The sequence below is a fragment of the Peristeroidobacter soli genome (assembly GCF_004138485.1).
Classification (GTDB): domain Bacteria; phylum Pseudomonadota; class Gammaproteobacteria; order Steroidobacterales; family Steroidobacteraceae; genus Steroidobacter; species Steroidobacter soli.
In genome coordinates this window covers 1,228,326-1,254,888 of the sequence record NZ_RYEV01000003.1, presented here as the reverse complement: position 1 = coordinate 1,254,888, position 26,563 = coordinate 1,228,326, and the positions used below count along the sequence as shown (strand labels likewise).

Annotated in this window: 27 protein-coding genes; 7 read left to right on the top strand and 20 right to left on the bottom strand. The window is 63.2% G+C overall.

The window, feature by feature from the left end; translation table 11 throughout:
• The first annotated feature begins 29 nt into the window (after positions 1–29).
• Positions 30–755, top strand: a complete 726-nt coding sequence (locus EKO19_RS14240; RefSeq protein ID WP_129777043.1) for a GntR family transcriptional regulator — start codon at positions 30–32, stop codon at positions 753–755.
• Here the strand turns inward: EKO19_RS14240 and EKO19_RS14235 are convergent.
• The 4 genes from EKO19_RS14235 to EKO19_RS14220 are packed head-to-tail and all read right to left on the bottom strand — an operon-like array spanning position 729 to position 4,697.
• Positions 729–1,568, bottom strand: coding sequence for a kinase (locus tag EKO19_RS14235; protein WP_407676644.1), 840 nt, complete (start codon positions 1,566–1,568; stop codon positions 729–731). The two genes, EKO19_RS14240 and EKO19_RS14235, sit on opposite strands and share 27 nt — an antisense overlap.
• The gene (locus EKO19_RS14230; protein ID WP_129777042.1) at positions 1,558–2,529 is read right to left on the bottom strand and encodes a 2-hydroxyacid dehydrogenase; all 972 of its coding nucleotides are present in this window, start codon (positions 2,527–2,529) and stop codon (positions 1,558–1,560) included. The genes EKO19_RS14235 and EKO19_RS14230 overlap by 11 nt, the downstream gene beginning before the upstream one ends.
• 15 nt (positions 2,530–2,544) lie before the next feature.
• Positions 2,545–3,675 carry an FMN-dependent L-lactate dehydrogenase LldD gene (lldD, locus tag EKO19_RS14225; protein ID WP_129777041.1) on the bottom strand — a complete coding sequence of 377 codons (1,131 nt, stop codon included), beginning with the start codon at positions 3,673–3,675 and terminating at the stop codon, positions 2,545–2,547.
• The gene (locus EKO19_RS14220) at positions 3,672–4,697 is read right to left on the bottom strand and encodes an aldo/keto reductase (RefSeq protein ID WP_129777040.1); all 1,026 of its coding nucleotides are present in this window, start codon (positions 4,695–4,697) and stop codon (positions 3,672–3,674) included. Before EKO19_RS14220 ends, lldD begins: the two co-directional genes overlap by 4 nt.
• A gap of 69 nt (positions 4,698–4,766) precedes the next feature.
• Here EKO19_RS14220 and EKO19_RS14215 point away from each other — a divergent pair, with 69 nt between their 5' ends.
• Entirely contained in the window at positions 4,767–5,915 is a 1,149-nt protein-coding gene (locus EKO19_RS14215) for a fumarylacetoacetate hydrolase family protein (RefSeq protein WP_129777039.1), read from the top strand.
• On the opposite strand, the gene EKO19_RS14210 is transcribed toward EKO19_RS14215, so the two are convergent.
• Positions 5,912–6,631, bottom strand: a complete 720-nt coding sequence (locus tag EKO19_RS14210) for a DUF899 family protein (RefSeq protein ID WP_129777038.1) — start codon at positions 6,629–6,631, stop codon at positions 5,912–5,914. The genes EKO19_RS14215 and EKO19_RS14210 overlap by 4 nt on opposite strands.
• Positions 6,632–6,846: 215 nt before the next feature.
• Here EKO19_RS14210 and EKO19_RS14205 point away from each other — a divergent pair, with 215 nt between their 5' ends.
• Positions 6,847–7,869 carry a pyridoxal-phosphate dependent enzyme gene (locus EKO19_RS14205; RefSeq protein ID WP_129777037.1) on the top strand — a complete coding sequence of 341 codons (1,023 nt, stop codon included), beginning with the start codon at positions 6,847–6,849 and terminating at the stop codon, positions 7,867–7,869.
• A 40-nt stretch (positions 7,870–7,909) separates the two neighbouring features.
• Positions 7,910–8,776, top strand: coding sequence for an SDR family oxidoreductase (locus EKO19_RS14200; protein WP_129777036.1), 867 nt, complete (start codon positions 7,910–7,912; stop codon positions 8,774–8,776).
• Here EKO19_RS14200 and EKO19_RS14195 read toward each other — a convergent pair.
• The 3 genes from EKO19_RS14195 to EKO19_RS14185 are packed head-to-tail and all read right to left on the bottom strand — an operon-like array spanning position 8,773 to position 10,105.
• On the bottom strand, positions 8,773–9,363 hold the full coding sequence (locus EKO19_RS14195) for a DUF3618 domain-containing protein (protein WP_157995257.1): 591 nt from the start codon (positions 9,361–9,363) through the stop codon (positions 8,773–8,775). The genes EKO19_RS14200 and EKO19_RS14195 overlap by 4 nt on opposite strands.
• On the bottom strand, positions 9,360–9,752 hold the full coding sequence (locus EKO19_RS14190; protein WP_129777034.1) for a phage holin family protein: 393 nt from the start codon (positions 9,750–9,752) through the stop codon (positions 9,360–9,362). The genes EKO19_RS14195 and EKO19_RS14190 overlap by 4 nt, the downstream gene beginning before the upstream one ends.
• Positions 9,749–10,105, bottom strand: coding sequence for a hypothetical protein (locus tag EKO19_RS14185; protein WP_129777033.1), 357 nt, complete (start codon positions 10,103–10,105; stop codon positions 9,749–9,751). The genes EKO19_RS14190 and EKO19_RS14185 overlap by 4 nt, the downstream gene beginning before the upstream one ends.
• Positions 10,106–10,858: 753 nt before the next feature.
• On the opposite strand from EKO19_RS14185, the gene EKO19_RS14180 reads away from it, so the two are divergent.
• Complete coding sequence (locus tag EKO19_RS14180; protein WP_129777032.1) at positions 10,859–11,092, top strand: hypothetical protein; 234 nt, start codon at positions 10,859–10,861, stop codon at positions 11,090–11,092.
• Positions 11,093–11,419: 327 nt separating this feature from the next.
• Complete coding sequence (locus EKO19_RS14175) at positions 11,420–11,848, top strand: hypothetical protein (RefSeq protein ID WP_129777031.1); 429 nt, start codon at positions 11,420–11,422, stop codon at positions 11,846–11,848.
• Here EKO19_RS14175 and EKO19_RS14170 read toward each other — a convergent pair.
• Positions 11,845–13,239: a peptide MFS transporter gene (locus EKO19_RS14170; RefSeq protein WP_217705335.1), complete on the bottom strand. Its 1,395-nt coding sequence runs from the start codon at positions 13,237–13,239 to the stop codon at positions 11,845–11,847. The two genes, EKO19_RS14175 and EKO19_RS14170, sit on opposite strands and share 4 nt — an antisense overlap.
• 183 nt (positions 13,240–13,422) lie before the next feature.
• Between EKO19_RS14170 and EKO19_RS14165 the strand changes: the two genes are divergently transcribed.
• Positions 13,423–14,412 (top strand): LysR substrate-binding domain-containing protein, encoded by a 990-nt coding sequence (locus tag EKO19_RS14165; protein ID WP_129777030.1) that lies wholly within the window; start codon positions 13,423–13,425, stop codon positions 14,410–14,412.
• Positions 14,413–14,431: 19 nt separating this feature from the next.
• Here EKO19_RS14165 and EKO19_RS14160 read toward each other — a convergent pair whose 3' ends face one another.
• The 11 genes from EKO19_RS14160 to EKO19_RS14110 all read right to left on the bottom strand — a co-directional run bounded on the left by EKO19_RS14160 (position 14,432) and on the right by EKO19_RS14110 (position 26,562).
• Positions 14,432–15,805, bottom strand: a complete 1,374-nt coding sequence (locus EKO19_RS14160; RefSeq protein WP_129777029.1) for an aspartate aminotransferase family protein — start codon at positions 15,803–15,805, stop codon at positions 14,432–14,434.
• Positions 15,806–15,856: 51 nt separating this feature from the next.
• A complete protein-coding gene (locus tag EKO19_RS14155; protein WP_129777028.1) occupies positions 15,857–17,974 on the bottom strand; it encodes a TonB-dependent receptor in 2,118 nt (705 codons plus the stop codon).
• A 62-nt stretch (positions 17,975–18,036) separates the two neighbouring features.
• Positions 18,037–19,218 carry a serine hydrolase domain-containing protein gene (locus tag EKO19_RS14150; protein ID WP_129777027.1) on the bottom strand — a complete coding sequence of 394 codons (1,182 nt, stop codon included), beginning with the start codon at positions 19,216–19,218 and terminating at the stop codon, positions 18,037–18,039.
• Positions 19,219–19,335: 117 nt separating this feature from the next.
• The gene (locus EKO19_RS14145; protein WP_217705334.1) at positions 19,336–20,688 is read right to left on the bottom strand and encodes a P1 family peptidase; all 1,353 of its coding nucleotides are present in this window, start codon (positions 20,686–20,688) and stop codon (positions 19,336–19,338) included.
• 180 nt (positions 20,689–20,868) lie between these two features.
• A complete protein-coding gene (locus tag EKO19_RS14140; protein WP_129777025.1) occupies positions 20,869–22,248 on the bottom strand; it encodes an FAD-containing oxidoreductase in 1,380 nt (459 codons plus the stop codon).
• A complete protein-coding gene (locus tag EKO19_RS14135) occupies positions 22,245–22,706 on the bottom strand; it encodes a DUF4126 family protein (RefSeq protein WP_129777024.1) in 462 nt (153 codons plus the stop codon). Before EKO19_RS14135 ends, EKO19_RS14140 begins: the two co-directional genes overlap by 4 nt.
• Positions 22,707–22,843: 137 nt before the next feature.
• Positions 22,844–23,512, bottom strand: a complete 669-nt coding sequence (locus EKO19_RS14130; protein ID WP_129777023.1) for a class II aldolase/adducin family protein — start codon at positions 23,510–23,512, stop codon at positions 22,844–22,846.
• Positions 23,509–23,709, bottom strand: a complete 201-nt coding sequence (locus EKO19_RS14125; RefSeq protein WP_129777022.1) for a tautomerase family protein — start codon at positions 23,707–23,709, stop codon at positions 23,509–23,511. The genes EKO19_RS14130 and EKO19_RS14125 overlap by 4 nt, the downstream gene beginning before the upstream one ends.
• 7 nt (positions 23,710–23,716) lie before the next feature.
• On the bottom strand, positions 23,717–24,487 hold the full coding sequence (locus EKO19_RS14120) for a 2-keto-4-pentenoate hydratase (RefSeq protein ID WP_129777021.1): 771 nt from the start codon (positions 24,485–24,487) through the stop codon (positions 23,717–23,719).
• Positions 24,488–24,562: 75 nt separating this feature from the next.
• Positions 24,563–25,624, bottom strand: a complete 1,062-nt coding sequence (dmpG, locus tag EKO19_RS14115) for a 4-hydroxy-2-oxovalerate aldolase (protein WP_129777020.1) — start codon at positions 25,622–25,624, stop codon at positions 24,563–24,565.
• Complete coding sequence (locus EKO19_RS14110; RefSeq protein WP_129777019.1) at positions 25,624–26,562, bottom strand: acetaldehyde dehydrogenase (acetylating); 939 nt, start codon at positions 26,560–26,562, stop codon at positions 25,624–25,626. Before EKO19_RS14110 ends, dmpG begins: the two co-directional genes overlap by 1 nt.
• Position 26,563: the final 1 nt, after the last annotated feature.

The following is a 26,563-nucleotide window of genomic DNA, read 5'->3' as shown; positions in this document are numbered from 1 at the left end:
CCCGTAACTCAGTGATATATCATCCACCCATGCCGAGCCGACGAACCCCGCAAGCGGAACTGCGCCCCGCGCCAGCCACTTCACCAGAGGCCGAAAGCGCCACTGCCGATGGCCGCCGCCTGAGCGAGGTGGCCTATCAAGCCATTCTCGAAGGCCTGTTCAATCGCAAGGTCCCCACGGGCGCGTTCCTGTCCCAGAGCGATCTGGTCCGGATGCTCGGCGTGCCGGTGCAACCCCTGCGGGATGCGCTGCGCATCCTGGAAGCGGAAGGCGTGTTGACCATTCATCCGCGCGCCGGCATCGAGTTCTTGAAGCCCGATCTGGAGCTTGCGCGCAGCACCTATCAGTTCCGCTCCATCATCGAGCGCGCCGCGGCTCGCACTTATGCGGAGAACGGCGATGCCGCCGCGATCTCCTCGCTGATCCAGGACCATCAGTCGTTGATCGAGCAAATCGGCGCGCAAGGATTGTTGCCAGATCATCTGGCGCCGTTGCAATCCCTGGAAGATCGCCTACACGGCGAAATGGTCGCGAGCCTGCGCAATCCGTTGATCGAAACGACCGCGCGGCGACTGAAGAACTATCTGATTCTGATCAAGCTGGATCGGCGCATCACCGCGCCGCTGGCATTGCGTACGCTACGCGAGCACATGGAAATTCTCGAAGCGTGTAAGAAGCGCGACGCCGATCTGGCCGAGGCGGCGCTGGGCCGTCACTTCCAGGCGGCGCTACAGCGGATTCTCGGCATGGTTTGAGTGCCGGCTGAGCACGGCGCGCTCAGGCGACAGACGAATCACCAGGTCGGCGCGTCCCGGCATCTCGATCAAGATGTGACGAGTCAGGCGCTCGTAGTGCTGGATGAAACGCACCAGCGCCGCGTCCGTCATCACGCCGGCTTTGTTTCCCGATTGCTGGCGCAGCTCGTGTTCCTGCTGAGTGCGCCACTTCAACACCACGTCGAACGATGGCGCCGCGAGCAGCACCAGCAAATCGATTTTCGCGAACAGCCGCTGATACTCGCCGCCAAGCGCGTCGTTCACATAGCGACGCCACCGGCCATCGACATCCTCATTGGCTTCGAGCTCATTGACGGGTTGATCCAACGGCCCGAGCGCTTGCGGCCGAGCGCCCACGCACCAGCCTTCGAAGAACACCAGCTGCGCCGGCCCTTCGACCGAATCCCACTGGGCCTTGGGCCGGCGATCGTCGATGGACTTATCGAAGCGAGGCAGCGGCACGTCTCCGCCGTGCGCGAGCGCATTCAACGTGTGAACCCCCAACTTCGTATCATGCGTACCAGGCACGCCGCGCGTCCGGAGCAAGGGATGCACGTGTCTCGCGAGCGTGACCCGCTCCGCCAGTGGCAAATACAAATCATCGAGAGAAAGATTCGCGACCTTCAGGCCCGCCTGCGTGAAGCGGGTCGTCAGCGTCTTGCAGACCGTGCTCTTGCCGCTGCCCTGACTGCCGCACACGCCGACGACCAGCGGCCGCCGCGATCGTGAGGGGGAACGCTCGTCGATGGCGTGCGCGATGATGTCGGCGGCGGACTGCGGTTCAGGCAACACGGTTCGGTGGGGTTCGGCCGGCGAAAAAGCTGTCCAGATTGTCGGCCATTTGCATGCCCATGGCAGTACGCGCTTCCAGCGTTGCACTTCCCAAATGCGGCAGCAGGACGACATTTTCCAGCTCTCGCAATGCCGGCGACACCGCCGGCTCACGCTCATACACATCGAGACCGGCCGCGGCGATCTGTCGTTGCGCGAGCGCCGTCGCCAGCGCGTCCTCGTCGACCACACTGCCCCGCGCCGTGTTGATCAGAATCGCCGTCGACTTCATTCGCGACAGCGTGCTCGCGTTGATCAAGTGACGCGTGGCCGCGCCCCCCGGACAGTGCAACGACACGACGTCGGAGGCGGCGAGCAAACCATCCAGTGTCGGATGATGCTCGGCGCCGAGCGCGCTTTCTTCTTCGGCACTGGCCCGACTGCGTGAGTGATATGCGATGCGCATGCCGAGCCCGGCGCGAGCACGACGCGCCGCTTCCTTGGCGATACGACCGAAGCCGATCAGGCCCAGCGTCTTGCCTTTCACATCCATGCCGAGCAATTGCGTCGGCGCCCAACCGCTCCACTTGCCTTCACGCAACGAGCGCTCGCCCTCACCGGCTCGACGACTCGCCATCAGGATCAAAAGAATCGTGAGCTCGGCGGTCGCGTCGGTGAGCGCATCCGGCGTGTTGGTCACGACCAGGTGCGCTTGTTTCGCAGCCTCCAGATCGATGTGCTCGAAGCCCGCACCGAAGTTGGCGATGATCCGCGTCTTCAGGCCGGAGTTGAGCAACAAGGCCGCATCCAGCTTGTCCGTGATCGTCGGCGACAGCGCATCGTAACTTCGCAGCGCCATCAGCAGCGCTTCGCGTCCGAGCGCGCGATCGTCGGGGTTCACGGTCACTTCATAGCTGGCGCGCAAGCGTTCCAGCACCGCAGCGGGCAAACGACGCGTAATGAGCAGACTGGGACGGGGCATTGCTGATCTTCCTTGTCAGGCCAGAATCGAGCGATCGATCTCGCCCACGTTGCAGACGGCGGTCAACGCCATCGCGACTCGCATTTCCTTCGCGAAAATCTCCAGCAACTGACTCACACCGGCGCCGCCATTCGCGGCCAGCGCGAACACCCAGGCACGGCCCAACATCACGCCTTCGGCGCCCAACGCCATCAGACGAACCACGTCGAGGCCGGATCTCACACCGGAGTCCGCGAGAATGGTCAGTTTGCCTTTCACTGCATCGGCAATCGCCGGCAACGCACGCGCCGAGGACAGCACGCCGTCCAGCTGACGTCCGCCGTGATTGGAAACAACGATGCCGTCGGCGCCAATCTTCGCCGCCGCGATCGCATCCTCCGGATCCAGAATGCCTTTGAGGATGAGCGGCCCCTGCCACTCCTGTCGCAGCCAGTCCAGATCGGCCCAGCGAATCGTGGGATCGAAGTTGGCGCCGAGCCAGCCCATGTAATCGCCGAGCCCGCTCTTATCACCCAGCACGGATTTGAGATTGCCCAGTGAATGCGGCCGGCCATGCAGGCCCACATCCCACGACCAGCCCGGCCGGCCCATCGCTTGCAACACTCGACGCAACGGCGCGCCGCGCCCCGACATGCCCGAATGAGCGTCGCGATAGCGCGCGCCCGGCACCGGCATGTCGACGGTGAACACGAGTGCCTGCGCGCCCACCGCTTTCGCACGCGACAGCATCTCGCGCATGAAGCCGCGATCCTTGATCACATACAGCTGATACCAGATCGGCGCCGGACAATTCTTCGCGACTTCTTCGATCGAGCAGATCGAAACCGTCGAGAGCGTGAACGGCACACCGGCGTTGCAGGCGGCCTGCGCCGCTTGCACCTCGCCACGCCGGGCGGACATGCCCGAGATGCCGATCGGCCCCAGCACCACCGGCATCGATAATTTGCGACCGAACAGCGTCGTGCTCAGGTCGGTCTTGGAAACATCGCGCAACACGCGTTGCCGAAGCGCGATCTCGGTGAGGTCGCTGACGTTCCTGGCGAGGGTGCGCTCGTCGTAAGCGCCACCGTCGATGTAGTCGAACAGAAAGCGCGGCAGGCGAGCCCGGGCGGCCCGGTGAAAGTCCTTGTAGGAGGCGAGAATCATGCGATCACCGGCAGCGGAGCATCGGGTCGAACCAGTCCTTGCGCGCGCAACTCGGCCCAGAAGGCGCCGGGAATCGGCAGCGTCAGCCACTCCTTCGCACCACGCACCTCATCCGGATTGCCCATGCCGGGAATCACAGAAATCACTTGCGGATGAGCCAGCGGAAACTGCAGGGCGGCCGCGGCCAGCGGCACATCGTGACGATTGCAAACCGCTTCGATGGCCGACACCCGGGCGACGATGTCCGGTGGCGCTGGCTGATATTCGTACATCAAAGGGCCCGTCCTCCCCATTCCGTTGCGCCCGTCATGGGCAAGAATTCCGGAATTGTACGGGCCTCCGACCACGATGGAGACTTTTCGCTGCTTACAGAGCGGTAGAAAAGTGTCGAGCGCCCCTTGTTCCAGCAGCGTGTAACGGCCGGCGAGCAACATGATGTCAAAGTCACCGTGCGCCAACGCTTCTTCACACACCTGCCACTCGTTGACGCCGAGCCCGATGGCCTTCACCGCCCCGCCATCGCGAAGTTTCCGAAGCGCGCGATAGCCACCCGCCATGAATTCGGCAAACAATTTCGGATGCCGCTCCCCATGGGCGTAGCGCCCGAGGTCATGCACATAGAGAACATCGATGTCCCGGCGCAGGCGTGCGCGACTCTCTTCATAAGAGCGCATCACCGCGTCGTAGCTATAATCGAACACGCTTTCGAAGGGCTCGGGCGAGACAAAGCCCTGACGCACCTGGCTCAAATCGGCGTCCGGGCGGGGATCGAGGCGTCGGCCGACCTTGGTCGAAATCACTACGCGCCGGCGCGGATCGAGCTCGGCGAGCGCGGCACCGAGCCGCTTTTCGCTCAGCCCGAAACCGTAGTGAGGCGCCGTGTCCATATAGAGAACGCCTTCGGTCAGGGCGGCCTGGACGGTGGCGAAGGCTTGTTGGTCGGTCACCGGACGGTACAGGTTGCCGATGGCGGCACTGCCAAAGCCCAACAGGCTGATGCGGTCTTGAACACGGGCCGGCATGGTGTCACTTCGTATATCAGATTGTGTTTATAATATATCAGACCCTATGGCCGCGCTAACGGAGGTCGCATGACCGCCCCCGCCTTGATTTCCGATCTGCCCCGCGACTGGCGCTCGGCCACCCTGGTCGGCCGGCTGCACCTCGAGCACGGCCCCACCCCCGTCGTGATCGCCGGCGGCCGGGTCCGCGACGTGTCTCGTCACGCCGCTACCGTCGCAGAACTGTTGAGCCAATGGCAAGGCAGCCCACCTGCCGGCAAAGACCTCGGTCCCTTGGAAGAATTGTTGATCGACCGGGCTTACGAAAGGACCGCGGCGGTTCGCCTGCTTGCCCCCTTCGATCTGCAATGTATCAAGGCCTGTGGCGTGACCTTCGCGATCTCGGCGGTCGAACGCGTGATCGAGGAGCGGGCGCGGGGCAATGCGGAGCAGGCTCATTCCATTCGCTCGGCGTTGAGTCAACGTGTCGGCGCGGATATTCGCTCGGTGCAACCCGGCACCGACGCCGCCGCTCGTTTGAAAGCCGCGCTGATCGCCGACGGCCTGTGGTCCCAATATCTGGAAGTCGCCATCGGCCCCGACGCCGAGGTGTTCACCAAATCGCCGCTGCTCTCGTCCATGGGCTGGGGCGATTGGATCGGCATCCGCCCGGATTCGCATTGGAACAATCCCGAGCCGGAAATCGTGCTCGCCTGCGATCGCCGCGGCCGGACCTTGGGCGCGACACTCGGCAACGATGTGAACTTGCGGGACATCGAAGGTCGCAGCGCGCTGCTGCTCGGCAAGGCGAAGGACAACACCGGCTCGTGCGCCATCGGGCCGTTCATTCGAATGTTCGATGACACGTTCAGCATCGACGACGTGCGCCAGGCGGTCGTTTCGCTCGAAGTGCGGGGCGAGGACAACTTCCAGCTGTACGGCGACAGCTCCATGTCGTTGATCAGTCGCGATCCGCTGGAACTGGTGCGACAGACGCTCAGCTATCACGATTATCCGGACGGCCTTGCGCTATTCCTCGGCACGATGTTCGCGCCGACGCAGGACCGCGACACCGAGGGCCGCGGCTTTACTCACAAAGTGGGCGACGTTGTACGCGTGACGTCGGACAAACTGGGCACGCTGATCAACAAAGTCACGACCTGCGACCAGGTCCCTCCCTGGACCTTTGGAGTCACCGACCTGATGCGCAACCTCGCGTCGCGTCGGTTGCTGAGTTAACGAGGATACTCGAGGCTCGGATACCAGTCGGCCTTGCGACCTTCGGGCGTGCAATCGAGCACGGTCCAGATTGGCATCAGATCCGGCGCGCCGCGCGGATCCTGGCCGGGATCGGCTTGATCGAAGCCCATTTCGCCCGCCCAGAAATGACGAATGACGCCGTCGCGCCTGGTGAACACGTTGACCGCGGCGGTGTCGGCGAACTCGGGCGTGTTGGCCAGATAGTCGATGCTGTACTCGCGGCTCGTGTCCGAGTAGAGCTTGAGGTTGCGCCAGCCGCGCTCTTTCTTGAATGCGACCAAGCGCTCGATGGGAGACTGCGCAACGACTGCTAGCGCGATGTTCTGCTCCATGTCCTGCGCCTCGCCATCCCACGAGCTGAGCAATGACGTGCACATCGGGCACGGCCGCGCACGCTCCGGTCCATACATATAACTGTAGACGAATAGCGTCTGCTTATCGCCAAACAAGTCGGCGAATGAGACCGGGCCGCGCTCGCTCTGGAACTGATAGTTCTTTTTCACCTCGCCGCCCGGCGGCAGCGCGCGACGCATTTCCGCCACGCGCTCGATGTGACGGCGCAGCTCGATCTCCTCGGCCAGCAGGGCGGTGCGCGCCCGACGATACTCGGCACTCTCATTCGGAAAGCTGATCTTGCTCCGGGCCGCGAGCTCGACGGCCGGAACCAGGGGAGTCGATGTCTTCGTCTGGGCCATGAACGTCTCCTCATCCGCTGCCACTGTTGACCGAAGGACGAGCGACCCGGCGCGGTTCCGACAGCGCCGGTCACATTTTTTCCCGGGCGGTGCTGAACCTGGTCAAACAAAGCCTGGCCATTCCGGTGCCGCTGGACGACGAATAGCGGTTTAACTGCAAAGTCGCCGTCCTTATTGCGGCGGCCCGCCGCGAAGCCTCGTCCATACTTCGCGACATGCCAGCACTCAAAGATCTCTGGGCGCAGCTTTGGCCAGACGCCCGACCCACCCCGTTACTCGAACTGCCGGCGCTCGCTCAGCTGGCGGGCGTCGCCCGGGTGTTCGTCAAAGTCGAGGGCGAACGGCCGCTCGGCAGTTTCAAATCGCTCGGCGGAATGATTGCCGGCATTCGCGCGCTGGCAGCGGCTACTGGCACCGATCCGCGTGATCTCATCTCCGGCACGTCGCCCCGAGCCCTGCCTCGATTGATTTGCGCCAGCGAAGGCAACCACGGTTTGTCCGTCGCGGCGGCTGCAAACAAGGCCGGCACCAAAGCTACTGTTTTCCTGCCCCGAGACGTCAGCATCGCCCGCGCGGCTCGCATCAAAGCGCTCGGAGCCGAACTCGTTCACGTCAACGGGACCTACGATGACGCCGTGCTCGCCGCCGCAGCGGCTGCGGCACGGGGCGACGGATTGTTGATCTCCGACACCTCGAGCGACGCGGACAATCCGATCGTCAATGAAGTGATGGCCGGTTACGGACTGCTGGCGGACGAGCTCATCACTCAGTTTCACGAATCGTCGTTCGAACGACCGACACATTTGTTCGTGCAGGCCGGTGTCGGCGGTCTCGCCGCAGCCATGGTCGAGGGCCTGCAACCGCTGCTTCGCGGGCCCGGCAAATCTCTTGTCGTCGAGCCGGACACCGCACCCTGTGTCGCGCAGGCATTGCGCGCCGGCAAGCCCACACTCATCAGAGGCAATCTTCACAGCTCTGCTTCGATGCTCGCGTGTGGCATGGCCTCGGCACCGGCGCTGCGAATTCTGCAGAGGCACGCGGTGGCTTCCGTCGTTGTCTCGGATGCTCAGCTGCACGCCGCCGCCGCTGAGTTGCAAAGCGCCGGCGGACCTGCGACCACCGAATCCGGCGCGACCGGCCTCGCCGGCCTGCTGCGCGTCGCGTCGCGCCCCGAGTTGCGTTTCTTACATGAGCTCAATTACGAAAGCGTCGTACTTCTGATCGTCACCGAGCGCTGACCCAAGGAACTTTATATTCCGCTGCTCCCTTGTTTCGGGCATGAGCACGCGCAAAAAGTTTCCCAAACCGCCCTTCCCCAAACAGACACAGTCCTTGCCCGGTTCGAGCAAGGCGATGGATCCCGAGCCCGACTATGGCGAGGACAGTTACCAGGGTGCGAACCGGCTGACGGATAAGAAGGCGCTGATCACCGGCGCCGATTCAGGCATCGGTCGCGCCGTCGCGCTCGCGTTCGCACGTGAGGGCGCCGACGTCGTCGTGAGTTATCTCAACGAGCACGAAGACGCGCGTGAAACTCAGCGTCTGGTCGAAGCGGCGGGCCGCAAATGCGTGCTCGTGCCGGGTGACATCGCGGCGGCCGAACATTGCCGCGCGCTGGTAAAGAAAACGGTCGAAGCACTGGGACGCGTCGACATTCTGGTCAACAACGCCGCGCACCAGATGACCTTCGATTCGTTGGAAAAGATCCCCGACGAGGAATGGAACAAGACCATCGCAACCAATCTCTCGGCCATGTTCTATATCACCAAGGCCGCGGTGCCCCACATGCAGGACGGCGCCAGTATCATCAATACTGCATCGATCAACGCCGATGTGCCGAACCCAACCTTGCTGGCCTACGCGACCACCAAGGGCGCGATCCAGAACTTCACCGCCGGCCTCGCGGAGCTGCTCGCCGACAAAGGCATTCGAGCCAACACCGTCGCTCCCGGCCCGGTGTGGACCCCGCTGATTCCGGCCTCCATGGCAGCCGACAAAGTGCGGGAGTTTGGCGCGAATTATCCGATGAAACGGCCGGCCCAGCCCTGCGAGCTGGCGCCCGTGTATGTGATGCTCGCCAGCGACGAAAGCAGCTATGTTTCTGGCGCGACCGTCGCCGTCACCGGCGGCAAGCCGCTGCTCTAGTGATGCACGGGCGCGGAGCCGCGCAGTTCGTTGGCGCGACGCTCCAACGACGCGGCTACCGCCTGGCGCAGGTCGTCATATTCGCGGCGACTCGCCTGTTTCGCGCGAGCGATGGCCTCGTCATGAACCGGCCCCACCCATTTATTCTCATATCGGCTCATCGGTAACACCGCACCGATCAGCGCGCCCGCCGCGAGCGCCAGTGCGCCGAGCGTGAAGGGTTGCTCGTGCATCGCGCGATCCAATCGTGAGCGGGCGTATCGGGTGCGCCTGCGGATGACGCGCACCGGCTTGTAATCACCAGCAAACCATCGGCGCTCGGAACGCGAACGCAGCGCCGAACCGGCCCACCAGATCAAACCCGCCGCGGTCAACAACACCGGCCCGGGATTTCGACGCAGCGACTCTCCCGCCTCGCGCAACAGTTCCGGACCGCGATCGCGCACGAAATCCACTGAACGGTCGACCAGCTCCCCGGACGAGAATCTGCGTCCGATCTCATCCAGGGTGCGATCCAGATCGGCGCGGATCTGCTCGCCCCGGCGCTCCAGATCGTCGGCGCTGCGCTTGTCGGTCGTGGCGTTCATGAGGTCCTCCGCGCGACCACCGTCGCATCTTTGTGTAACGATTCCTGCGTTCGATTGAAGTCTTCGCCGAGGTGGGCCCATTTGCGCCGGCCCGCCTTCAACAGCATCCAGCCGGCCGCCAGCAGCACGATGCTGACGATCATCGCCGCGACCCACGGCCGCATCACTTCGCAAAGCGCCAGCACCAGCGTGGCCACCAGCGTGAGCGCCCCGGCGAACAGCACGCCGGCGGCGATAGCGAACGGCGCGATACTCAGCTTCACATCGCGCATGGCGTTGTGAGCTTCGGCGCGGGCCAGCGCGATCTCGTTTCTTGCCAGGGCCCGCGCCTCGTCCAGCAATCGTGAGAGCAAGCCCGCCAGCGAGCCCGTCTCCGATAGCGATGTCATAATCGGCGACCCTCGATATCGGGCATCGCGGTGGCCTTCATGAAGCGCGCGACCGCGACGCCGAGCGCGACGCTGCCGAGTAGAAACATTCCGGGATGACGAAGCGCCAGCACCCGGGTGCGTCGATACAGATCCTCGAAGCTTTCCTCGCGCAGATGCATCGCGAGGTCACCGACGCCATCGGCTATTTTTGCCGCATAACTGGCCAGCATCGGCTGTGTTTCATCGAGCTGTGCGCCGGCGCGATCGATGGCTTCGGCGATATCGGAAATCTGTTCGGCCGCGGCGCGTTTGCCACGCTCCATCCGGTCTCTGCCGCCTCGTTTCAGCCGCTGTGTGAAGTCCTGGCTCATGCGCCGCTCCCGCTGGAAAACCGCGACCCTGCGATTCTCAATCGCGCGCATGCGGGAAGGTTCCGGCGGACGACAGCCGCCCGTTGCTTCACCATCTGCGTATCGGGCGCGGCGACGCGAACGCGGCGAGTGCGCGTGATCTACTTACACCCCGCCGCCCCGCCAGACCATCGCGCACGCTACGCACCAATTCCGCATGACTGCGTAGCCATTCTGTAATTTTCGAGAGCCCGGCCGTTTTGGATGGGGACAGCGCTCGTTCAGCGTCCCATCATCCACGTGGCGAGCGCATGAAACACCCGCCAAACATCTGATCCGGCGCGCGCCACGACATTCCTTTTGCATTTTTACCGGATCGGCGCTCAATTCCGGTCGATATAAATTCGTTTAGATGCTTGCCCTACAGGGAATATTTCGGTAGTAACCGAAAGTGACAGAGTCATTTGTCGGCGCTCTGCACGCAGAACCATATAAATCATCGACGTTTATTTGGTACGATAGCGCCGTTCCGTTCCAAACATGGTCATATCGAACATTGTCATCGCACTCCCCGAGCTCACGATCCGTGCCCCTCGCCCAGATTGTGACTTTTTGTAACTGACCCTGTAGTAGAGAACGGACCCAAGATTCATAAGCGACCGCCAATGTCAAGCCGATACAAATGTATCGGTGCGACTGATTCAGACGAGCTCACGACCGCGGAACTCGTCGTGGCGGCCGCGGATTCAAGCGGCGTTACCCAGAGGACTAACCATGGCAACTAAAGCAAAACGTTCGAAGACTCCTGCTAAGAAGAAGAGCTCCAAGGCCACCTCGCGCGTTCGTTGGACGAGTCAGAATGACCGTGAAATGAAGGCGCTGATCAAGGAACAGACCCCGGCTCGCGCCATCGCGACCAAGCTGAAGCGCACCGAAGCGGCCGTCCGCCAGCGCATCCACAAGCTCGGCCTGTCGCTGCGCTCGTCGAAGAAGAAAGCCCGCAAGTAATCCGCTTCGGGTTTTTCATGCACTGCCAGCGCTGGCTTGCCACGCTGGCGGTCGCATGATTACAAACCTTTAATGCTTCTGCCGGCACATTCCCGGTGCCGCCGGCCGGTCGTTTGACCGCTGCCGCGGTCGCGCCTATAGTCGCGGCCATGATCCGAATCAGCAAACGCCTCCAGCAACAAACGCGCTTCATTGCGGCGGTTGCGCGTGCGTGCGTTCGGACTTCCTCGGGCCAGATCTAGCCCAACCTCCAACCAAACATCCGCAACCCCGCCATCCGGCGGGGCGTCGAGCTTCGCCGGCCACCCCACCGTCAGGAGCTTGACCATGACTTCTTTTTCGAGCGACACCGACATCGAGCGCATCGCGCTGGGCGTCATCGAACGGACCCTGCCCAAACCGGAATGGACGCACGCGGCGCATTTCGCCGCGGCCTTCTGGGTATTGCGCCGGCCCGGCATGAACGCGGAAGCCGACATGCCGAAATTGATCCGTGCCTACAACCTCTCGACCGGCGTGGCGAACAGCGATTCTAGCGGCTATCACGAAACCATCACGCTCGCTTCACTGCGGGCGGCGCGGGATTGGCTGGAAAAGCGGCCGGAAACGCCGTTGCACACGGCGCTGAACGAGCTGCTGACGAGTCGTTACGGGCGCTCCGACTGGCTGTTCGAATACTGGTCGAAGCCGGTGCTGTTCTCGGTGATGGCGCGGCGTGCGTGGATCGATCCCGATCTCAAGCCGTTGCCGTTCTAGCTTCGGGCTTCGAGCTCCAGGACGCGGACGAACATGGGCCGCAGCGCCAGGATACAGAGCGAGCCCGCGATCGCGATCGACACATGAAGCATCCAGAACAGCGACGGACCCAGCGGCTCATAGAAGCGTGCCAGCCAGCCGCTCGCGATGCCGCCGACGAACAAGCCGAGATAATAGGAGCCGACCATCATGGCGTTCACGGCGGGCGGCGCCGCGCGCGACACCAACGCCAGCGCAATCGGCGCCACATACAAGTACGAAGCGGCACAGATGAAATGGAACACGATGGGCCACCACACCGGCACGCGATCGGCCCCGGCCAGCCATTGTCCCGCGCCCAGCAGGAAACAGGCGATGGCGAAGAAGCCGCAGCCGAGCGCGATTTTTCCCAGGTCACTGGGCTCGGCCGAGCGTTGCGCCTGACGACGCCACACCAACATCACCAGCGGCGCGAACAACAGCACGGTGAGGGAATCAAGCGCCTGGAACCAGGTGACCGGTAACGTCCAGCCGAACGGCAGCGAGCGATCGACATGATCGCGCAACCACACCGGATAGGTGTTCCACACCTGCGTCTGCACCGTCCAGAACAGCGCGGTGATCGCGAGCAGCACCAATATCACGATGACCTTGCGCAGATCGCCAGGTTGCATGCGCGGGCGCTCGTGAACTTTCTCGCCACGTGGCCGGTCGGCGGGCAAATATTTCGCACCGGAAAGATAAATGACGATGCCGACCAGCATGCCGATGCCGGCGGCACCGAAACCATAGTGCCAGCCGTAGAACTCACCCAGCGTGCCGCACACGAGCGGCGCAATGAACGCGCCTACGTTGATAGCAGTGCAGTAGGCGGTATAGGCACTGTCACGGCGGCGATCGTCCTTCGCATATAACGCACCCACCTGGGCCGCGAGATTTCCTTTCAGCAGACCCGAGCCGACGATGAGCGCACCGAGCGCCGGCAGGAACGCCGCTTCGAACGCCATCAGGAAGTGACCGACCGCCATGGCTGCCGCGCCGAGCAACACCGCCCGGCGTCTTCCCATGACGTGGTCGCCGAGCAGACCACCAAAAATGGGCACGAAATAAACCAGGCCGATATACAGCCCGAAAATCTGGGCCGCGAGCGCTTGAGTGGACAACGTGCCGAATACCGACTCGATGGCGGCGCGCAGGCCGGCGAACCCGGCCACCTGCTCGATCACGCCGGGTTGCAACAGATATCCCGACATGTACAGCACCAGCAGGGCCTGCATGCCGTAAAAGGAAAATCGCTCCCAGGCTTCGGTGAAGGCGATATACGCCAGCCCGCGCGGATGGCCGAAAAATTCGGCACTGGACGCCGGTGCCGCGACGGGCTGACCGGCTTCGGCGATAGTGTTCAACGGCACCCCTCACTCGCAGAATTTACCGATGGTGTCAGCGGAACCGCCCGCGCTAGCAGTGCCAAAGCCACCCCCCTTGGTGCCGTTTTCGCACCGGCCATGACACAATCCCGGCGGATTTAAGTACAGAATGCCGTCATTTGTAATGCTTCCTCCCCTGCGGGGAGCAAGCGAGTATTGGTGATATCGATGAGCGAGGAAAAAATCGCACACCAGCCCGCGGCCAGCCTGCCCTCGCGCAAGGCGCTGCCGCCATTCGAAGCGTTGCGGGCATTCGACGCCGTCGCGCGCCTCGGCGGTGTCCGCAAGGCCGCCCAATATTTGTGCCGTGACCATGCCGTGGTGAGCCGGCACCTGCGCGCCATCGAAGATTGGACCGGCACCAAGCTCATTCAGCGAACGCCCGGCGGCGCGGTGCTGACCGAGGACGGCATCCGATATCACAAGCAGATCGCCAGCGCGATCGACATGATCGCCGGTGCCACCGTCGATCTGATGAAGCGCGGCGACGATCATCGTCTGCACATCCGCTGCATGCCCGGTTTCGCTTTGCACTGGCTGTCGAGCCGCCTCGGCGAATTCGAGAAGGCCAACCCGGGCATCGATATCGAAGTCCGCCCGCTCGACCGCCTGCCCGATGTGCTGGCCCATCACACCGACGTCGAGATCCGGCTGGTCGCGCCCTATGCGGATCGAGTCGAACTGGCAGCGGAGCTGCGCAGCTCGGAGATCGTGCACACACCGGTGCTGGCCGTCGCGAATCGCGACTATCTGGCGCGCTCGGCCCCGATCAACGAGCCGCGCGATCTGCTGACCCACCAGCTGCTGCATGAAGAGAACTTCAATCGCTGGCGCAACTGGCTGAGCTTTCACGGCATCCACGAGGATGTGGAGCTCAGCGGCACGCGCCTGTGGCAGGGCCATCTCACATTGGACGCGGCCCGGCACGGCCGCGGCATTTCGTTGACGAACTATCTGATCGTGGCGGAGGACCTGGCCAGCGGCCGGCTGGTCGATGTCGGCGAGGGCAAGCCTGCGTTTCAGCCGCTGGCGGTCGGTATCTATTACTTCATCGCGCGCGAGAAGCGCTGGGATTCGCCGGTGATCCGCAAGTTCCGGCAATGGATGATCGCGACCATCAAGAAACAGCACCCGCAGCTAAAAGCGGGCACGGCCTGAGCCGCGCCCGTAGTGGGCGTTACCCTAACCCAAACTTTTTCGCGGTCTCATCCAGCGCCTTGCGCGCCTTCTCGATCAGCTCATCGACCTGAGCCTTGGTGATGATCAGCGGCGGACTCAGCACCATCGACTGATACACCGCTCGCATGATCAGACCGTGGTTCGCAGCCACGTCGCGGCAAAAATTGGCCGCATCGTCCTGCGCCGTGAAAATCTCGCGAGTCTGCTTGTTCTTCACCAGCTGCATCGCCGCGATCAGACCGACGCCACGAATCTCGCCGACGATGGGATGCGACGCCGCCAGCTCCTGCAGGCTCTTGCGGAAGTACGGCGCGATCTCTTCCCGTACGCGCTCGACCAGGCCTTCCGAACTCATCAGCTGAATGTTCGCAATCGCCACGGCACACGACGCCGGGTGACCCGAGTAGGTGTAGCCGTGCGCGAGCGCGCCGCCTTCGTTGATTTCTTTCCAGAGCCGATCGTGAATCGCGACGCCCGCGATCGGCAGATAGCCCGACGACAGGCCCTTCGCCATCGGCATCAGATCCGGATCGATACCGTAGGTCTGCGAGCCGAACCACTGACCGGTGCGGCCGAAACCGCAGATCACTTCATCGGCGACCACGAGCACGTCGTACTTGCGGCAGATCCGCTGAATCTCCGCCCAATAGCCCGGCGGCGGCTCATACACGCCGCCCGCGCCCTGCACCGGCTCACCGATGAAGGCCGCGACGTTATCGGCGCCCAGCTCGAGAATCTTCTCTTCGAGCAGACGCGCCGCCTTGAGACCGTACTCTTCGAGCGTGAGGCCTGCGCCCTGCGTGTAGTAATGAGGGTGAGCGATGTGCGCGAACTCCGGCAGCAACTGTCCGTCGAGCGCATGCATGTGAGACATGCCACCGAGACTCACCGCCGCGAGCGTGCTGCCGTGATAGCCCAGATTGCGCGCGATGAACGTGCGCTTGGTCGGCTTGCCCTTCACGCGCCAGTAGTGACGCGCCAGACGAATGACCGTGTCGTTCGCCTCCGAGCCCGAGTTCGTATAGAAGAAATGTTTCAGGCCCGGCGGCGTCACTTCCGCCAGCACTTTGCCCAGCTCGATCTGCGACGGCGTCGAGGTCTGGAAGAAGCTGTTGTAGTACGGCAGCGTCTGCAGCTGCCGAGTCGCCGCGTCCACCAGTTCCTTGCGGCCGTAGCCGACGTTGACGCACCACAGGCCGGCCATGCCGTCGAGAATCTTGTTGCCGTCGCTGTCCCACACGTACGCGCCTTCGGCCCGTGTGATGACCCGCACGCCCTTGCCGGCCAGCGCCTTCTGATCGGTGAAGGGATGAACGTGGTGAGCCACGTCCAGCGCCCGATAGTCCTGAGTGCTTCTGAATGTCTGCGCCATCGCCTCTCCACAATTCGCTGCCCGGGCCGCCGGCCCGGGCAGCCGACTCTCTTAGAACGAGTAACCGACCTTGATGCCCAGCTCGCGGGGCCGCGTGCGGTTGGCATTGGTCCAGTAGTGATACGGATCGATCCACTTGTTCTCGTTGGTGAGATTGCTGCCGAACAGCTCGACGTTCGCCTGCCCCAGCGTCACGCCGACACGCGCCGACAACATCGATATGTCGTCGGAGTAGTACGGCAGGAACTGGTCGTAGAACACGCTGCGATCGACGTAGCTGACCTTGTCGCGGTAGCTGTAATCCACACGGAAGAAGCCCGGCACCGTCGCGGTCAGATCGAAGTTATACATAGCGCCCAGCGTGTAGCTGAGCTCGGGCACGTAGTCGACCGGGTCGCCGACGATGTTGGTCGCGTCGGTGGACTTCACCTCGACCACTTCGCTATCCATGTAGGCCGCCGTCGCGCTCAACGCCAGCCGCTCCAACGGACGCCAGGTGACGCCCGCCTCGGCGCCCTTGACTTCGACTTTGCCGATATTCGACGTGCGCGAGTCGGTGGTGCCATCCGAATTCAGGATCAGGCCACGACGCAACATGTCCTTGTAATCGCTGTAGAACACCGCCACTTCGTAGGCCACGACGCCGCCGCCCAGCACGCCTTTGCTGCCCAGCTCGTAGCTCACCAACTGCTCGGGGTTGTAGTTCGGCAGGTCGCCACGGTTGAAACCGCCGCTACGGAAGCCGCTGCCGACGCTGGCGTAGAGATTGATATCGTCGGTCACTTTGAATGACGCATACACCCGAGGGTCGACGGAATCGAATGAATCCTTCTCGGTCGCCGAACCGTCGAACGTCTTCTGGTCGTCCTTGAAGTAGCGCACGCCGCCGCCGAGCTCGAAGCGCTCGGTGAGCTTGAACGACACGTCGCCGAACAACGCGTACGACTCGTACCAGTCCTTGTCCAGATAAGGAATGTCGCTGTAGTAATCGTCCGGGAAGGCGGGATTGTTGTAGTCGTACAGGCTGTCGTAGGTATCGGTGAAGCGGCTGGCCAGCTTGCGATAGAAACCGCCGACCGTGTAGTTGAAGAAGCCGTCGCCCGCAGAGCTCAGGCGCACTTCCTGAGAGAACTGATGCATCTGTTGCAATCGATCGTCGGTGCCTTCGATGACGGCGCCGCCTGCGACGAACTCGCCATAGTTGGTCTGCGGGCCGGCGATGTACGAGAACGGATAATGATGCGTGTGATCGATGTAGGTGCTGGAGCTGAGCAGCTCGCCGAAGCCCAGATCGTATTTCACGTCCAGGTTGTACAGGTTGTAGTCGAACTCTTTCGGCACCAGGCGGCGCGCACGATCGACCGCGACCGTGACGGTGCGATCCGGGTTCTCATACCCCAGGCCCAGCTCGCTCTCGTTGCGATGGACCACGACCATGCCCTGAATCGACAGCGCGTCGGTCGGCTTCCACAGCGCCTTGACCCGTACGTTGCGCAGGTCCTGATTGTTGCCGTCCTTGATGCCAGCCTGCGGCTGATCCTGCCAGCCGCCACCTTCCTGAGCGGTGGCGGCGATACGAATGCCGAATTTGTCGGTGACGATGGGCGCATTCAATACGCCAGTGATCACTTCGCGCGAGTCGCCGCCGCTGATGAAACTTTCCTGCGCTTCGATCGAGCCACCCCACTCCGTGAGATCGGGCGACTTGGTGATGTAACGGATCGCGCCGGCCACCGAGCCCTGACCGTACAGCGTACCCTGCGGTCCCTTCAGCACTTCGACGCGCTCGAGGTCCAGCGGGCGCGAATCGAGCTGATCGAAACCGGTCAGCGTCAGGGGCGCTTCGTCCAGATACACGCCGACCAAGGCGTCACTGCCGTACTGATTGCTCAGACCGCGCATGAAGATCTGATAGCTGCCCGGGCCGTCTTCGCGCAAGGCCATGCCGGGCACGGCGAAGGAAATGTCCTGAACGTCTCTCAGGCCTTTCTGCTCGAGCTCGCCGCCGCTGATGGCGGTGATCGCCACCGGCACATCGACCAGGCGCTGCTCGCGCTTCTGCGCGGTCACGATCACCTCTTCGACCACCAGCTCCTGTGCCATTGTGCTGACCGAGGTAGTTGCTCCTACCACCGCCAGTGCCGTGATGTATTTCAGTCGCGTTGCCATGTTGCCTCCCAAAACCTTTGATCCCCGGGGTAAAGCCGTTGTGTTTATGAGTGTGTGGTTCGCTATCTCAGCGCGCCGACCGCGCTGTTGAAAAAGTCGTTGTCCGGAATCGCCTCGGCGCCCTTGGGCTTGGAGCGGGCGCTCAACACCGCCACGATCACCTGCTCGCGCGGGTTGATGTAGATGTACTGACCGAAGATTCCGCGAGCGCTGAACGCGCCGTCGGCGAACGAACCGTTGGGACGCGCGACCGGCCACCACATGTAGCCGTAGTCCACGCGTGCATTGCCGACCTGACGAGGCTGAGTCGCCTCACTGATCCACCCCACGGGCAACACGCGCTCGTCGCCGATGACGCCATCGTTCGCCATGAACAAGCCGAAGCGCGCGTAGTCGCGCAGCGTCGCGTTGATGCCGCTGCCCGCCACTTCCAGTCCGCCCGGCGCTTCGAGCCACCACGTGGCGTCCGCCTGCATGCCGACCTTGGACCAGATCTTTTGTGACAAATAATCCGCGCACCACGCACCAGTTGCCGCACGCACGAGCGCGCCGACGACGTGCGTCTCTCCAGTGCTGTAATTCCAGACGGAACCGGGCGCGGCGATCCGCGGCTGGCTCGCCAGATATTTCATGATCGCGCCCGGCTGTTGCGCGATCTGCAGCTCGAGCATGCGACGGCGCTCGGAGTCCGCATCGGTATGCGTGTCGTCCCAATGCACGCCCGACGTCATTTGCAACAGATGACGAATCGACACGCCGTCGTAACTCGTACCGCGCAGCTCAGGCAAATAGCGGGTGAGCTGTTCGTCGACACCGCCGATGAGCTTGTCTTGAATCGCGGCACCGATGAGCGTGGTGCTCACCGACTTCGCCATCGACATGGAGATCCAGCGCGTGTTGACGTCGGTGCCCAGGTCGTAGTGTTCGAACGCGATGCGACCGCGCTTCAACAACAGCAAACCAGCGACGCGATTACGAGAGATATAGTCGGGCAGGTCGTACTCCACGCCTCTGGAGTGCACGACCATGTCTTGCAGCTGGATGTCGGCGCGCGGCAGCTCGTAAACCGGGCCGCCACGAGCGATCGTGCGCGTCGCGAACTCCCACTGCGTATCGCGAAACAGCCGCAGCTGAGCGTCGGGGAGCAGCTTGCCCGCGTAGGCATCGCGGGCCTGGCTGGCGGCGACCTGAGGTTCGTCCGCACGTCGGCTGCGGACTTCGGCGTCGCGATGCAAGGTGAACATTCCTGAATAACAGCGATGTCGCTGTTATATCGCCAGCCCCTCGACGCGCACAGTTGCCAATGCCGACCGCGTCGGTGAGCTGCGATCACCAGGGCACGGGGCCCTGGTGCGCGGGAGTCACTTGGTGCCGATCTGCTCCCAGTGACCCGGATTCAAAATCAATTTGCCGTCAGCAAACCGCACATTGAGCGGGTAACGGCCCGGCACGGTGAAGTCACCTTGCGCGACGGGTTGCAACTCCACCGCTGCCTGCTTCTTGATGGCGAACGCATCGCGAGCGCCCGTGGCTTGCGCCATCAACTTGCCGCCTTCCGCGGCGATTCGCACGCTGACGATGTCGCTGAATTTGTAGTCACCCGCGTACTTCTGCAGATCGGCGGCCGCGACCTTGAGACGTTTGTTCGGCTGGAATGCCTTGGGCTGCTCGGGCACCGACGAGAGGATCGCATCCCACATCACTTCGCCGGCGATGACGCCGAGATCCACCGATGTGAGCGCGCCCGGTGTCTTGTCATCCACTTCGCCAGTGGAGATTGCGTAGAGCACGTCGCCGTCATATTCAGTTGCGAACGGCTGCAGACCGCGCGCCATCGACGTGTGCACCTGGACCGCGATCCGTTGTAACAACGCGGGCTCCAACGTCTGATTCACGACGACCAGACTGACGGTGGTGTTGCGCGCTGCTTCTTTCGGCGGCTGCCAGCCCGGCTTGCGGCTGTCGGGCATACCCGCCAGCAAATCGGTGGGGCGCAGCGGCTGCGGCCAGTTCGTGCCTGGATTGCACGCGACCACCTTGCCGTCGCGATCGGTCACCACGCCGAACGCATTCACGACCGTGAACGCCGCGATCTTCACCGGGCCGACCTGACGATACGCACCGCCCTGACCTGAGTGGACATTACAACCGAAGAACTGACCGGTACGCGCCGAGCGCCCCGCACCTTGAGCCCCCAGAGGAAACACGCCCGGCTGCGCGGCACGCAGCGCCGCCTGTGCCAGTCGCTTGTCCGGATAGATCTCGTTCAGACGGCGATCGCCGAAGTCATAAATGATCGCGCCCACGGACAAAGAAATATTGTCCCAGTTGCCACTGCGCACGCCGTCGTCCTTCAGCGCCGTGGCGGCAGCCGTCGTCGACTCGAGGCCGTACCAGGAGCCGCCCGAGAACACCACTGTGTCCACTTCGGGCAAGTTATAACCAAGACGCAGGTAGTCGGTATTCACAGTACCCGGCCCGCCACCGCGAACATCCACCGCGCCCAAAACGCGTCGCGCGAAGCGAAACACGGTGACACCGGTCGGACCTTCCGCGTATTCGCCGGTGCCGATGGTGACCATGGGCCAGTCGAACGCGAGCTTCTTCTCGCCCGCGTTGATCAGCGGCTGCAACGAGTCCTGCGAGGCGCTTTCGGCCGACCAGGAGGTGGCGGTGACGGCGGCCAGCAGCAGGGCCGTCAGGGATTGACGCAAGATTCGCATCGGGGTGCAGCTCCGGGCATTTAACACGGGAGCCATTGAAACACAGGCGTAAACGCGCCGGGCGATGCCATCATCGACGCCGTTGGTGCCCTGAGCACACCCCCGGCCGACCCTACGCTCGCCGGTCAATGTGCCCGCTGCACCCGGGCATCCTGCCCGGTGCCGGTTTGTCTATGTCACCGGCTGCATGTCGCCCAGCACGGTCGGGATCAATTCCGACACGGTCGGGTGAATCGGCACCGCCTGCTGCAGCTTCATGTAGGGCACATCGGCATTCATGATGTCGATGACACCATGAATGGCCTCATCGCCCCCCACGCCGAGAATCGATGCGCCCAGAATCCGCTTGGAGCGTGCATCGGCGATCACTTTCATGAAGCCCTGCGTCTCGCCCTTCTCGATGGCCCGGCCGACCTTGGTCATGGGCCGCGTGCCGATCAGGAGCTTTCTGCCGCTGGCCCGCGCCTGCGCCTCCGTCATGCCAACCCGCCCGAGCGGCGGATCGATGTAGAGCGCATAGGCTGAAATGCGCTGACTGACGCGCCGATCCTCGCCGTCGAGCAGGTTCGCCGCCACGATCTCGAAATCGTTATAGGCCGTGTGGGTGAACGCGCCCCGCCCGTTGCAATCACCAAGCGCGTAGACGCCCGGCACGCTTGTTTGCAAATGATCGTCGACCTTGATGTAACCCCGCGCGTCGACATCGATGCCCGCGCGGTCGAGACCGAGATCATTCGTATTCGGCACGCGCCCCACGGCCAGGAGCACGTGACTGCCGACGACCGTCGGTGCGCCCTGCGTGCAGCTCACGTGCACTTCGACACCCTCGGCATGCGGCGCGAGGCTGATGCATTCAGCGTGAGTACGAAGCGCGATGTCTTCGTTCTTCAGGATCTCGGCAATCGCGAGCGACACATCTTCGTCTTCACGACCGATCAATCGCGGACTCTGCTCGACAATCGTCACCTTCGCGCCGAAGCGCCGGAACATCTGCGCGAATTCCAGCCCGATATAACTTCCGCCCACCACGACCAGATGCTTGGGCACGAAGTCCACTTGCAGCATCGTGGTGTTGGTGAGGAACGGCACGGTATTCACGCCCGGCATGTTGGGCACGTTCGCGCGCCCGCCGACGTTGATGAAGATAGTCGGCGCGGTGAGCACCTGCTCGCCGACCCGGATCGTGTTCGACGATTCGAATTGCGCCTGCCCCTCGATGACTGTGCAACCCGCCATCGACTTCAACCAGTTTTCCAGACCCGTGCGCGCGTCCAGCGTCACTTTCGCCGCGCGCGCCCGCACGCGTTTCATGTCGATGCCGATGGGCGCGTTCGTCACGACGCCATACTCATCGGCTCGCCTCGCGAGACGCGCGGCGTAGGCGCTCGCGACCATGGTCTTGGTCGGCATGCAGCCCGTGTTGACGCACGTGCCACCGAACAACTTGCGCTCGATCATCGCGACCTTGCGCCCCGCCTGCGTCAACCGCCCCGCCAGCGACGGCCCCGCCTGGCCGGCACCGATGACGATGGCGTCGAAGCTCTGGGTCATGGCAACGCCAGCACGATGAGCACCGCCCCGCCGATCGCAACGGCATCCTCGATGAGTGCCGCCGGCCGATCCTTGCCAAACGCCGCCGCCACCTTGCCTCTCGCCGCCGCTCCCCCCAGCGTACCGATGACCGCGCCGATGATGCCGACGATCGCACCAATCCAGAGCGAACCGGCCGCGACGCCGATGGCCCCGCCGGTGAGCGCGCCCATCAGAATTCGCGTGCCGAACTGGACGGGGACTTTGCGACTGGGGGTCGTGGGAAGCTGGTCGGTGATCAGCTCACCGATGGCCAGCACCAGGAAAATCCAGGGCGTCCAGCGATAGCCCAGGAAAGCGAGCAACGTACCGCTCAGGTTGAGCAGTCCGTAATGAGCCGCGAAGGCGATGGCCGCCGGTGCCGTCATGGCACGCAGGCCCGCGATGATGCCGATCAGCAGAGCAAGGAAATACAACATGCCAGTCCCCGTCACGCCTTGTTGTGATTGACACCATCCTAAACCAAGGCAAGGCCACGGGAAGAGGGGTGGCAGCAGAAAGGCACGGGGATTCCAATTTCGGGGCCTGTCCGGGGCCCGGCCTGCGAATCCGACGTCTATTTGTCATCCGCGGTGAGGTAATCCCACATCCGCTCGAGAATCCGCCCCGACCAGGTCGCTCTCTGTTTCGCGTCCTGCTCAGTCAACAGGCCTTCGTCGGCCAGGCCGGCGGACAGGCAATCCAGCTCGACGCGGGCGGCATCTTCCAGATACCAGGTCAGCACCACCGCGGCTTCGAGCGACTCGCCAACGATCACCGCACCGTTGCCACGCATGAGAATGGCTCGCTGCTGCCCCAATGCAGCAGCGAACCGCTTCGCTTGTTCGTCATCGCGCAGCAGCTGCGGGTCGTCCCACAGCACCGGCGCCGGGTAGAAATAACTCCCGAATCCATGCCTCGGCCGCGGCACCCGCCGCATCGCGCCGAGACTCATCACTTTCGGCGGCATGCAACGGACGATGGCGTTCACGTCCGGCCGCAAGCGATAGATCTCACGATGCGCGCGCACCTCACCGAGCACGCCTTCCGGCAGCGGCCCATCGAGCGACACTTCGTGGCACGCGTCGCTCTCAGTCACGAGCCCCAACGGCTTCGATGGCGAGACTCGAAACGTCGTCGCCGACGTCCGCACGCTGCAATGACCGTAAGCATGCAACAGCCCATGGCGCGACAAGGCCCGCCCGGCCGTGCGGATCAAACCATCGATGTGAGCTACGTCGCTCATGAGCCGGGCGGCTTCGCCACCGGCATCGCCTTGCCGCCGACGAACCACTCGCCTTCCGCATATTCCTGCAGCAGGACCCGAATCGTCTCCGGCTTGGCCTGCAAGGTCTGACTGACGGTTTCAGTGATCTTCGCCGCCAGCTCGGCTTTGAGCTCGGGCGAGCGACCCGCCAGGATGTTGACTTGAATGATTGGCATGGCTGAGTTATTCCGCGACCGTAAACGACGTCCGACCCAGACGCTCGACTTCCAATTGCACGTGCATGCCGACGAACAGCTCGAACGCCGCCGTCGCGCCGCCGGCCATCACGATGTGACCCGCTTCCAGCACCTCACCGCTCATCGCGACCAGACGCGCCGCCGCCACCAGCGAACGTATCGGATCGCCCATGATCGCCGCCGTCGAACCGAACGTCTGCGGACGACCGTTCACCGACACGACCATGCCCAGATTATCGAGCGCCTGATGGGGCGTATTCCACGGCCCGATCGTGAGCGCCGACGACGAGCTGTTGTCGGCAACCACATCGGTCAGCGAGAAACGGAAATTCTGATAGCGCGAATCGATGATCTCCAGCGCCGGCGCGATGGCCTCGACCGCGTCCAGCGCCTGCGGCGCGGTCACGATGCCGGAGAGCGGCTTGCGCAGCAGAAACGCGACTTCCGGCTCGACGCGCGGATGAACGAAACGTTTCCTGCTGATCGTGCCACCGTCCTCGGCAATCATCGCATCCGTCAGGCGTCCCCAGATGAGGTCGGACACACCCATCTGTTCCATCTTGGCACGACTGGTGAAGCCCATCTTGGTGCCGATGCGGCGCTCGCCGCGCGCGATGCGACGCTCGATGCTTTGCCGCTGGATCTCGTAGGCCTGCTCCAGCGTCACCGTTTCAGTGGCGGAGATCTGCGCCACTGCGGTGGCATTGCGAGCCGCGTCGTCCAGCAGCGTCGCGAGACGGAGGATATCTACACTCATGCGGCAGCCTCTTCAGCAATCTGACATCGAATGCCAGAAACACGATCAGTGACTTCGATCATTGAAGCATTCCAATCAGTTGCAAACTTGACGGGCCAGGGAAGTCGATGAATCCGAGCTTCCGTAAGTCTGCAGGCGCGCTTTCAGATCCAGCGCGACGTCAACGATCATATCTTCCTGCCCACCAACCATGCGTCGTCGCCCCAGCTCCATCAGGATCTCGCGCACATCGACACCGTAGTCGCGTGCGGCCTTCTCGGCATGCCGAAGGAAGCTGGAATAAACACCTGCGTAACCCAGCGAGAGTGTCTCGCGATCGACGCGCACCGGACGGTCCTGCAACGGACGCACCAGCTCTTCCGCGGCATCCATCAGCTTGAACAGATCGCAGCCGTGCTCGAAGCCCACGCGATCGGCGGCGGCGATGAAGACTTCCAGCGGCGCATTGCCCGCACCCGCGCCCATGCCGGCCAGCGACGCATCGACCCGGGTCACGCCATGCTCGACCGCGACGATCGAGTTTGCGACGCCGAGCGACAGATTGTGATGCGCATGAATGCCGATCTGCGTGCTCGGCTGCAGCGCCTGACGCAGAGCGCGCACGCGTTGTTCGCTATCGCGCATGGTCAGCGCGCCACCCGAGTCCACGACGTACACGCAATGCGCGCCGTAGCTCTCCATCAGCTTGGCCTGCGCAGCAAGCTGATCCGGCGGACTCATGTGCGACATCATCAAGAACCCGCACACGTCAAGGTCCATTCTGCGGGCTGCCTCGATGTGCTGACGAGAAACATCCGCCTCGGTGCAATGAGTCGCGACGCGCACCGACCGCACGCCCACCTTCGCAGCGGCATGCAGGTCTTCGACGGTGCCGATGCCAGGCAACAGCAGCGTCGTGAGCTTCGCATGCTTGACCGACGCCGCCACCGCTTCGATCCACTCCAGATCGGTGTGACGACCGAAGCCATAGTTGAAACTCGATCCGGCGAGGCCGTCGCCGTGCGCCACTTCGATGGCTGCGACCTTCGCTTCATCCAGCGCGCGGGCGATGGCGATGACGTGATCGAGTCCGTACTGATGGCGGATGGCATGCATGCCATCGCGCAACGTCACGTCTTGAATATAGAGCTGCGTCATCAGGCGGCCCTCTGCAGCTGAGTTTCGACGATGCGATCGGCCGTGGTCATCGCCGCCGACGTCATGATGTCGAGATTGCCCGCGTAGGCCGGCAGATAGTGCGCGGCACCTTCGACTTCCAGATAGACCGCGACCTTCAAGCCAGTGAGCGGCGCGTCGCCCTTGCGAAGACGCACGCCATCCTTCTCGGTCAGACGCTCGAACTGCACCGCCTGCTTCAATCGATAGCCAGGAACGTAACGATTCACAGCCGCGACCATCGCGGTCACCGACGCACTGATCGCGCGGTCATCCTCCGTCTGCGCCAGACAATAAACGGTGTCACGCATGATGAGCGGCGGCTCGGCCGGATTCAGCACGATGATCGCCTTGCCCAAGCCCGCGCCGCCGACGCCTTCGATGGCACGCGACGTCGTGACGGTGAACTCATCGATGTTCGCACGCGTGCCGGGGCCGGCGGACTTCGACGCGATGGACGCAACGATCTCCGCATAAGGTACCGCCGCCACTTTGCGAACGGCCGCGACGATGGGAATCGTCGCCTGCCCGCCGCACGTAACCATGTTCACGTTGTGAGCCTGCAGATGTTCATCCAGGTTCACGCAAGGAACGACGTACGGACCGACCGCCGCCGGCGTGAGATCGATGGCACGCTTGCCGTCCTGTTTCAGAATGGCCGCATGATGCTCGTGTGCCTTTGCCGAGGTCGCGTCGAGCACGATGTCGATATCCTGATACAGCGATTCACGCCGGAGGCCGTCGAGACCTTGATCGGTCGCAAACACCCCGAGGCGGCGCGCACGCGCGAGGCCCTCGGAATTCGGATCGACACCCACCAGTGCCGCCATCTCCAGATGACGCGAGGTGCGCATCACTTTGATCATCAGATCGGTGCCGATGTTGCCCGAGCCGATGATGGCTACTTTCGCCTTGCTCATC

What these genes read in the sequence shown, in the direction of transcription:
- dmpG (WP_129777020.1), bottom strand. Translation starts at nt 25,624, where the DNA reads ATGACGCAGCTCTATATTCAAGACGTGACGTTGCGCGATGGCATGCAT.
- EKO19_RS14190 (WP_129777034.1), bottom strand. Translation starts at nt 9,752, where the DNA reads ATGACATCGCTATCGGAGACGGGCTCGCTGGCGGGCTTGCTCTCACGA.
- EKO19_RS14240 (WP_129777043.1), top strand. Translation starts at nt 30, where the DNA reads ATGCCGAGCCGACGAACCCCGCAAGCGGAACTGCGCCCCGCGCCAGCC.
- EKO19_RS14165 (WP_129777030.1), top strand. Translation starts at nt 13,423, where the DNA reads ATGAGCGAGGAAAAAATCGCACACCAGCCCGCGGCCAGCCTGCCCTCG.
- EKO19_RS14135 (WP_129777024.1), bottom strand. Translation starts at nt 22,706, where the DNA reads ATGTTGTATTTCCTTGCTCTGCTGATCGGCATCATCGCGGGCCTGCGT.
- EKO19_RS14160 (WP_129777029.1), bottom strand. Translation starts at nt 15,805, where the DNA reads ATGGCGCAGACATTCAGAAGCACTCAGGACTATCGGGCGCTGGACGTG.
- EKO19_RS14110 (WP_129777019.1), bottom strand. Translation starts at nt 26,562, where the DNA reads ATGAGCAAGGCGAAAGTAGCCATCATCGGCTCGGGCAACATCGGCACC.
- EKO19_RS14180 (WP_129777032.1), top strand. Translation starts at nt 10,859, where the DNA reads ATGGCAACTAAAGCAAAACGTTCGAAGACTCCTGCTAAGAAGAAGAGC.
- EKO19_RS14220 (WP_129777040.1), bottom strand. Translation starts at nt 4,697, where the DNA reads ATGCCGGCCCGTGTTCAAGACCGCATCAGCCTGTTGGGCTTTGGCAGT.
- lldD (WP_129777041.1), bottom strand. Translation starts at nt 3,675, where the DNA reads ATGATTCTCGCCTCCTACAAGGACTTTCACCGGGCCGCCCGGGCTCGC.
- EKO19_RS14210 (WP_129777038.1), bottom strand. Translation starts at nt 6,631, where the DNA reads ATGGCCCAGACGAAGACATCGACTCCCCTGGTTCCGGCCGTCGAGCTC.
- EKO19_RS14195 (WP_157995257.1), bottom strand. Translation starts at nt 9,363, where the DNA reads ATGAACGCCACGACCGACAAGCGCAGCGCCGACGATCTGGAGCGCCGG.
- EKO19_RS14185 (WP_129777033.1), bottom strand. Translation starts at nt 10,105, where the DNA reads ATGAGCCAGGACTTCACACAGCGGCTGAAACGAGGCGGCAGAGACCGG.
- EKO19_RS14205 (WP_129777037.1), top strand. Translation starts at nt 6,847, where the DNA reads ATGCCAGCACTCAAAGATCTCTGGGCGCAGCTTTGGCCAGACGCCCGA.
- EKO19_RS14215 (WP_129777039.1), top strand. Translation starts at nt 4,767, where the DNA reads ATGACCGCCCCCGCCTTGATTTCCGATCTGCCCCGCGACTGGCGCTCG.
- EKO19_RS14140 (WP_129777025.1), bottom strand. Translation starts at nt 22,248, where the DNA reads ATGACCCAGAGCTTCGACGCCATCGTCATCGGTGCCGGCCAGGCGGGG.
- EKO19_RS14120 (WP_129777021.1), bottom strand. Translation starts at nt 24,487, where the DNA reads ATGAGTGTAGATATCCTCCGTCTCGCGACGCTGCTGGACGACGCGGCT.
- EKO19_RS14130 (WP_129777023.1), bottom strand. Translation starts at nt 23,512, where the DNA reads ATGAGCGACGTAGCTCACATCGATGGTTTGATCCGCACGGCCGGGCGG.
- EKO19_RS14155 (WP_129777028.1), bottom strand. Translation starts at nt 17,974, where the DNA reads ATGGCAACGCGACTGAAATACATCACGGCACTGGCGGTGGTAGGAGCA.
- EKO19_RS14230 (WP_129777042.1), bottom strand. Translation starts at nt 2,529, where the DNA reads ATGCCCCGTCCCAGTCTGCTCATTACGCGTCGTTTGCCCGCTGCGGTG.
- EKO19_RS14175 (WP_129777031.1), top strand. Translation starts at nt 11,420, where the DNA reads ATGACTTCTTTTTCGAGCGACACCGACATCGAGCGCATCGCGCTGGGC.
- EKO19_RS14125 (WP_129777022.1), bottom strand. Translation starts at nt 23,709, where the DNA reads ATGCCAATCATTCAAGTCAACATCCTGGCGGGTCGCTCGCCCGAGCTC.
- EKO19_RS14150 (WP_129777027.1), bottom strand. Translation starts at nt 19,218, where the DNA reads ATGTTCACCTTGCATCGCGACGCCGAAGTCCGCAGCCGACGTGCGGAC.
- EKO19_RS14200 (WP_129777036.1), top strand. Translation starts at nt 7,910, where the DNA reads ATGAGCACGCGCAAAAAGTTTCCCAAACCGCCCTTCCCCAAACAGACA.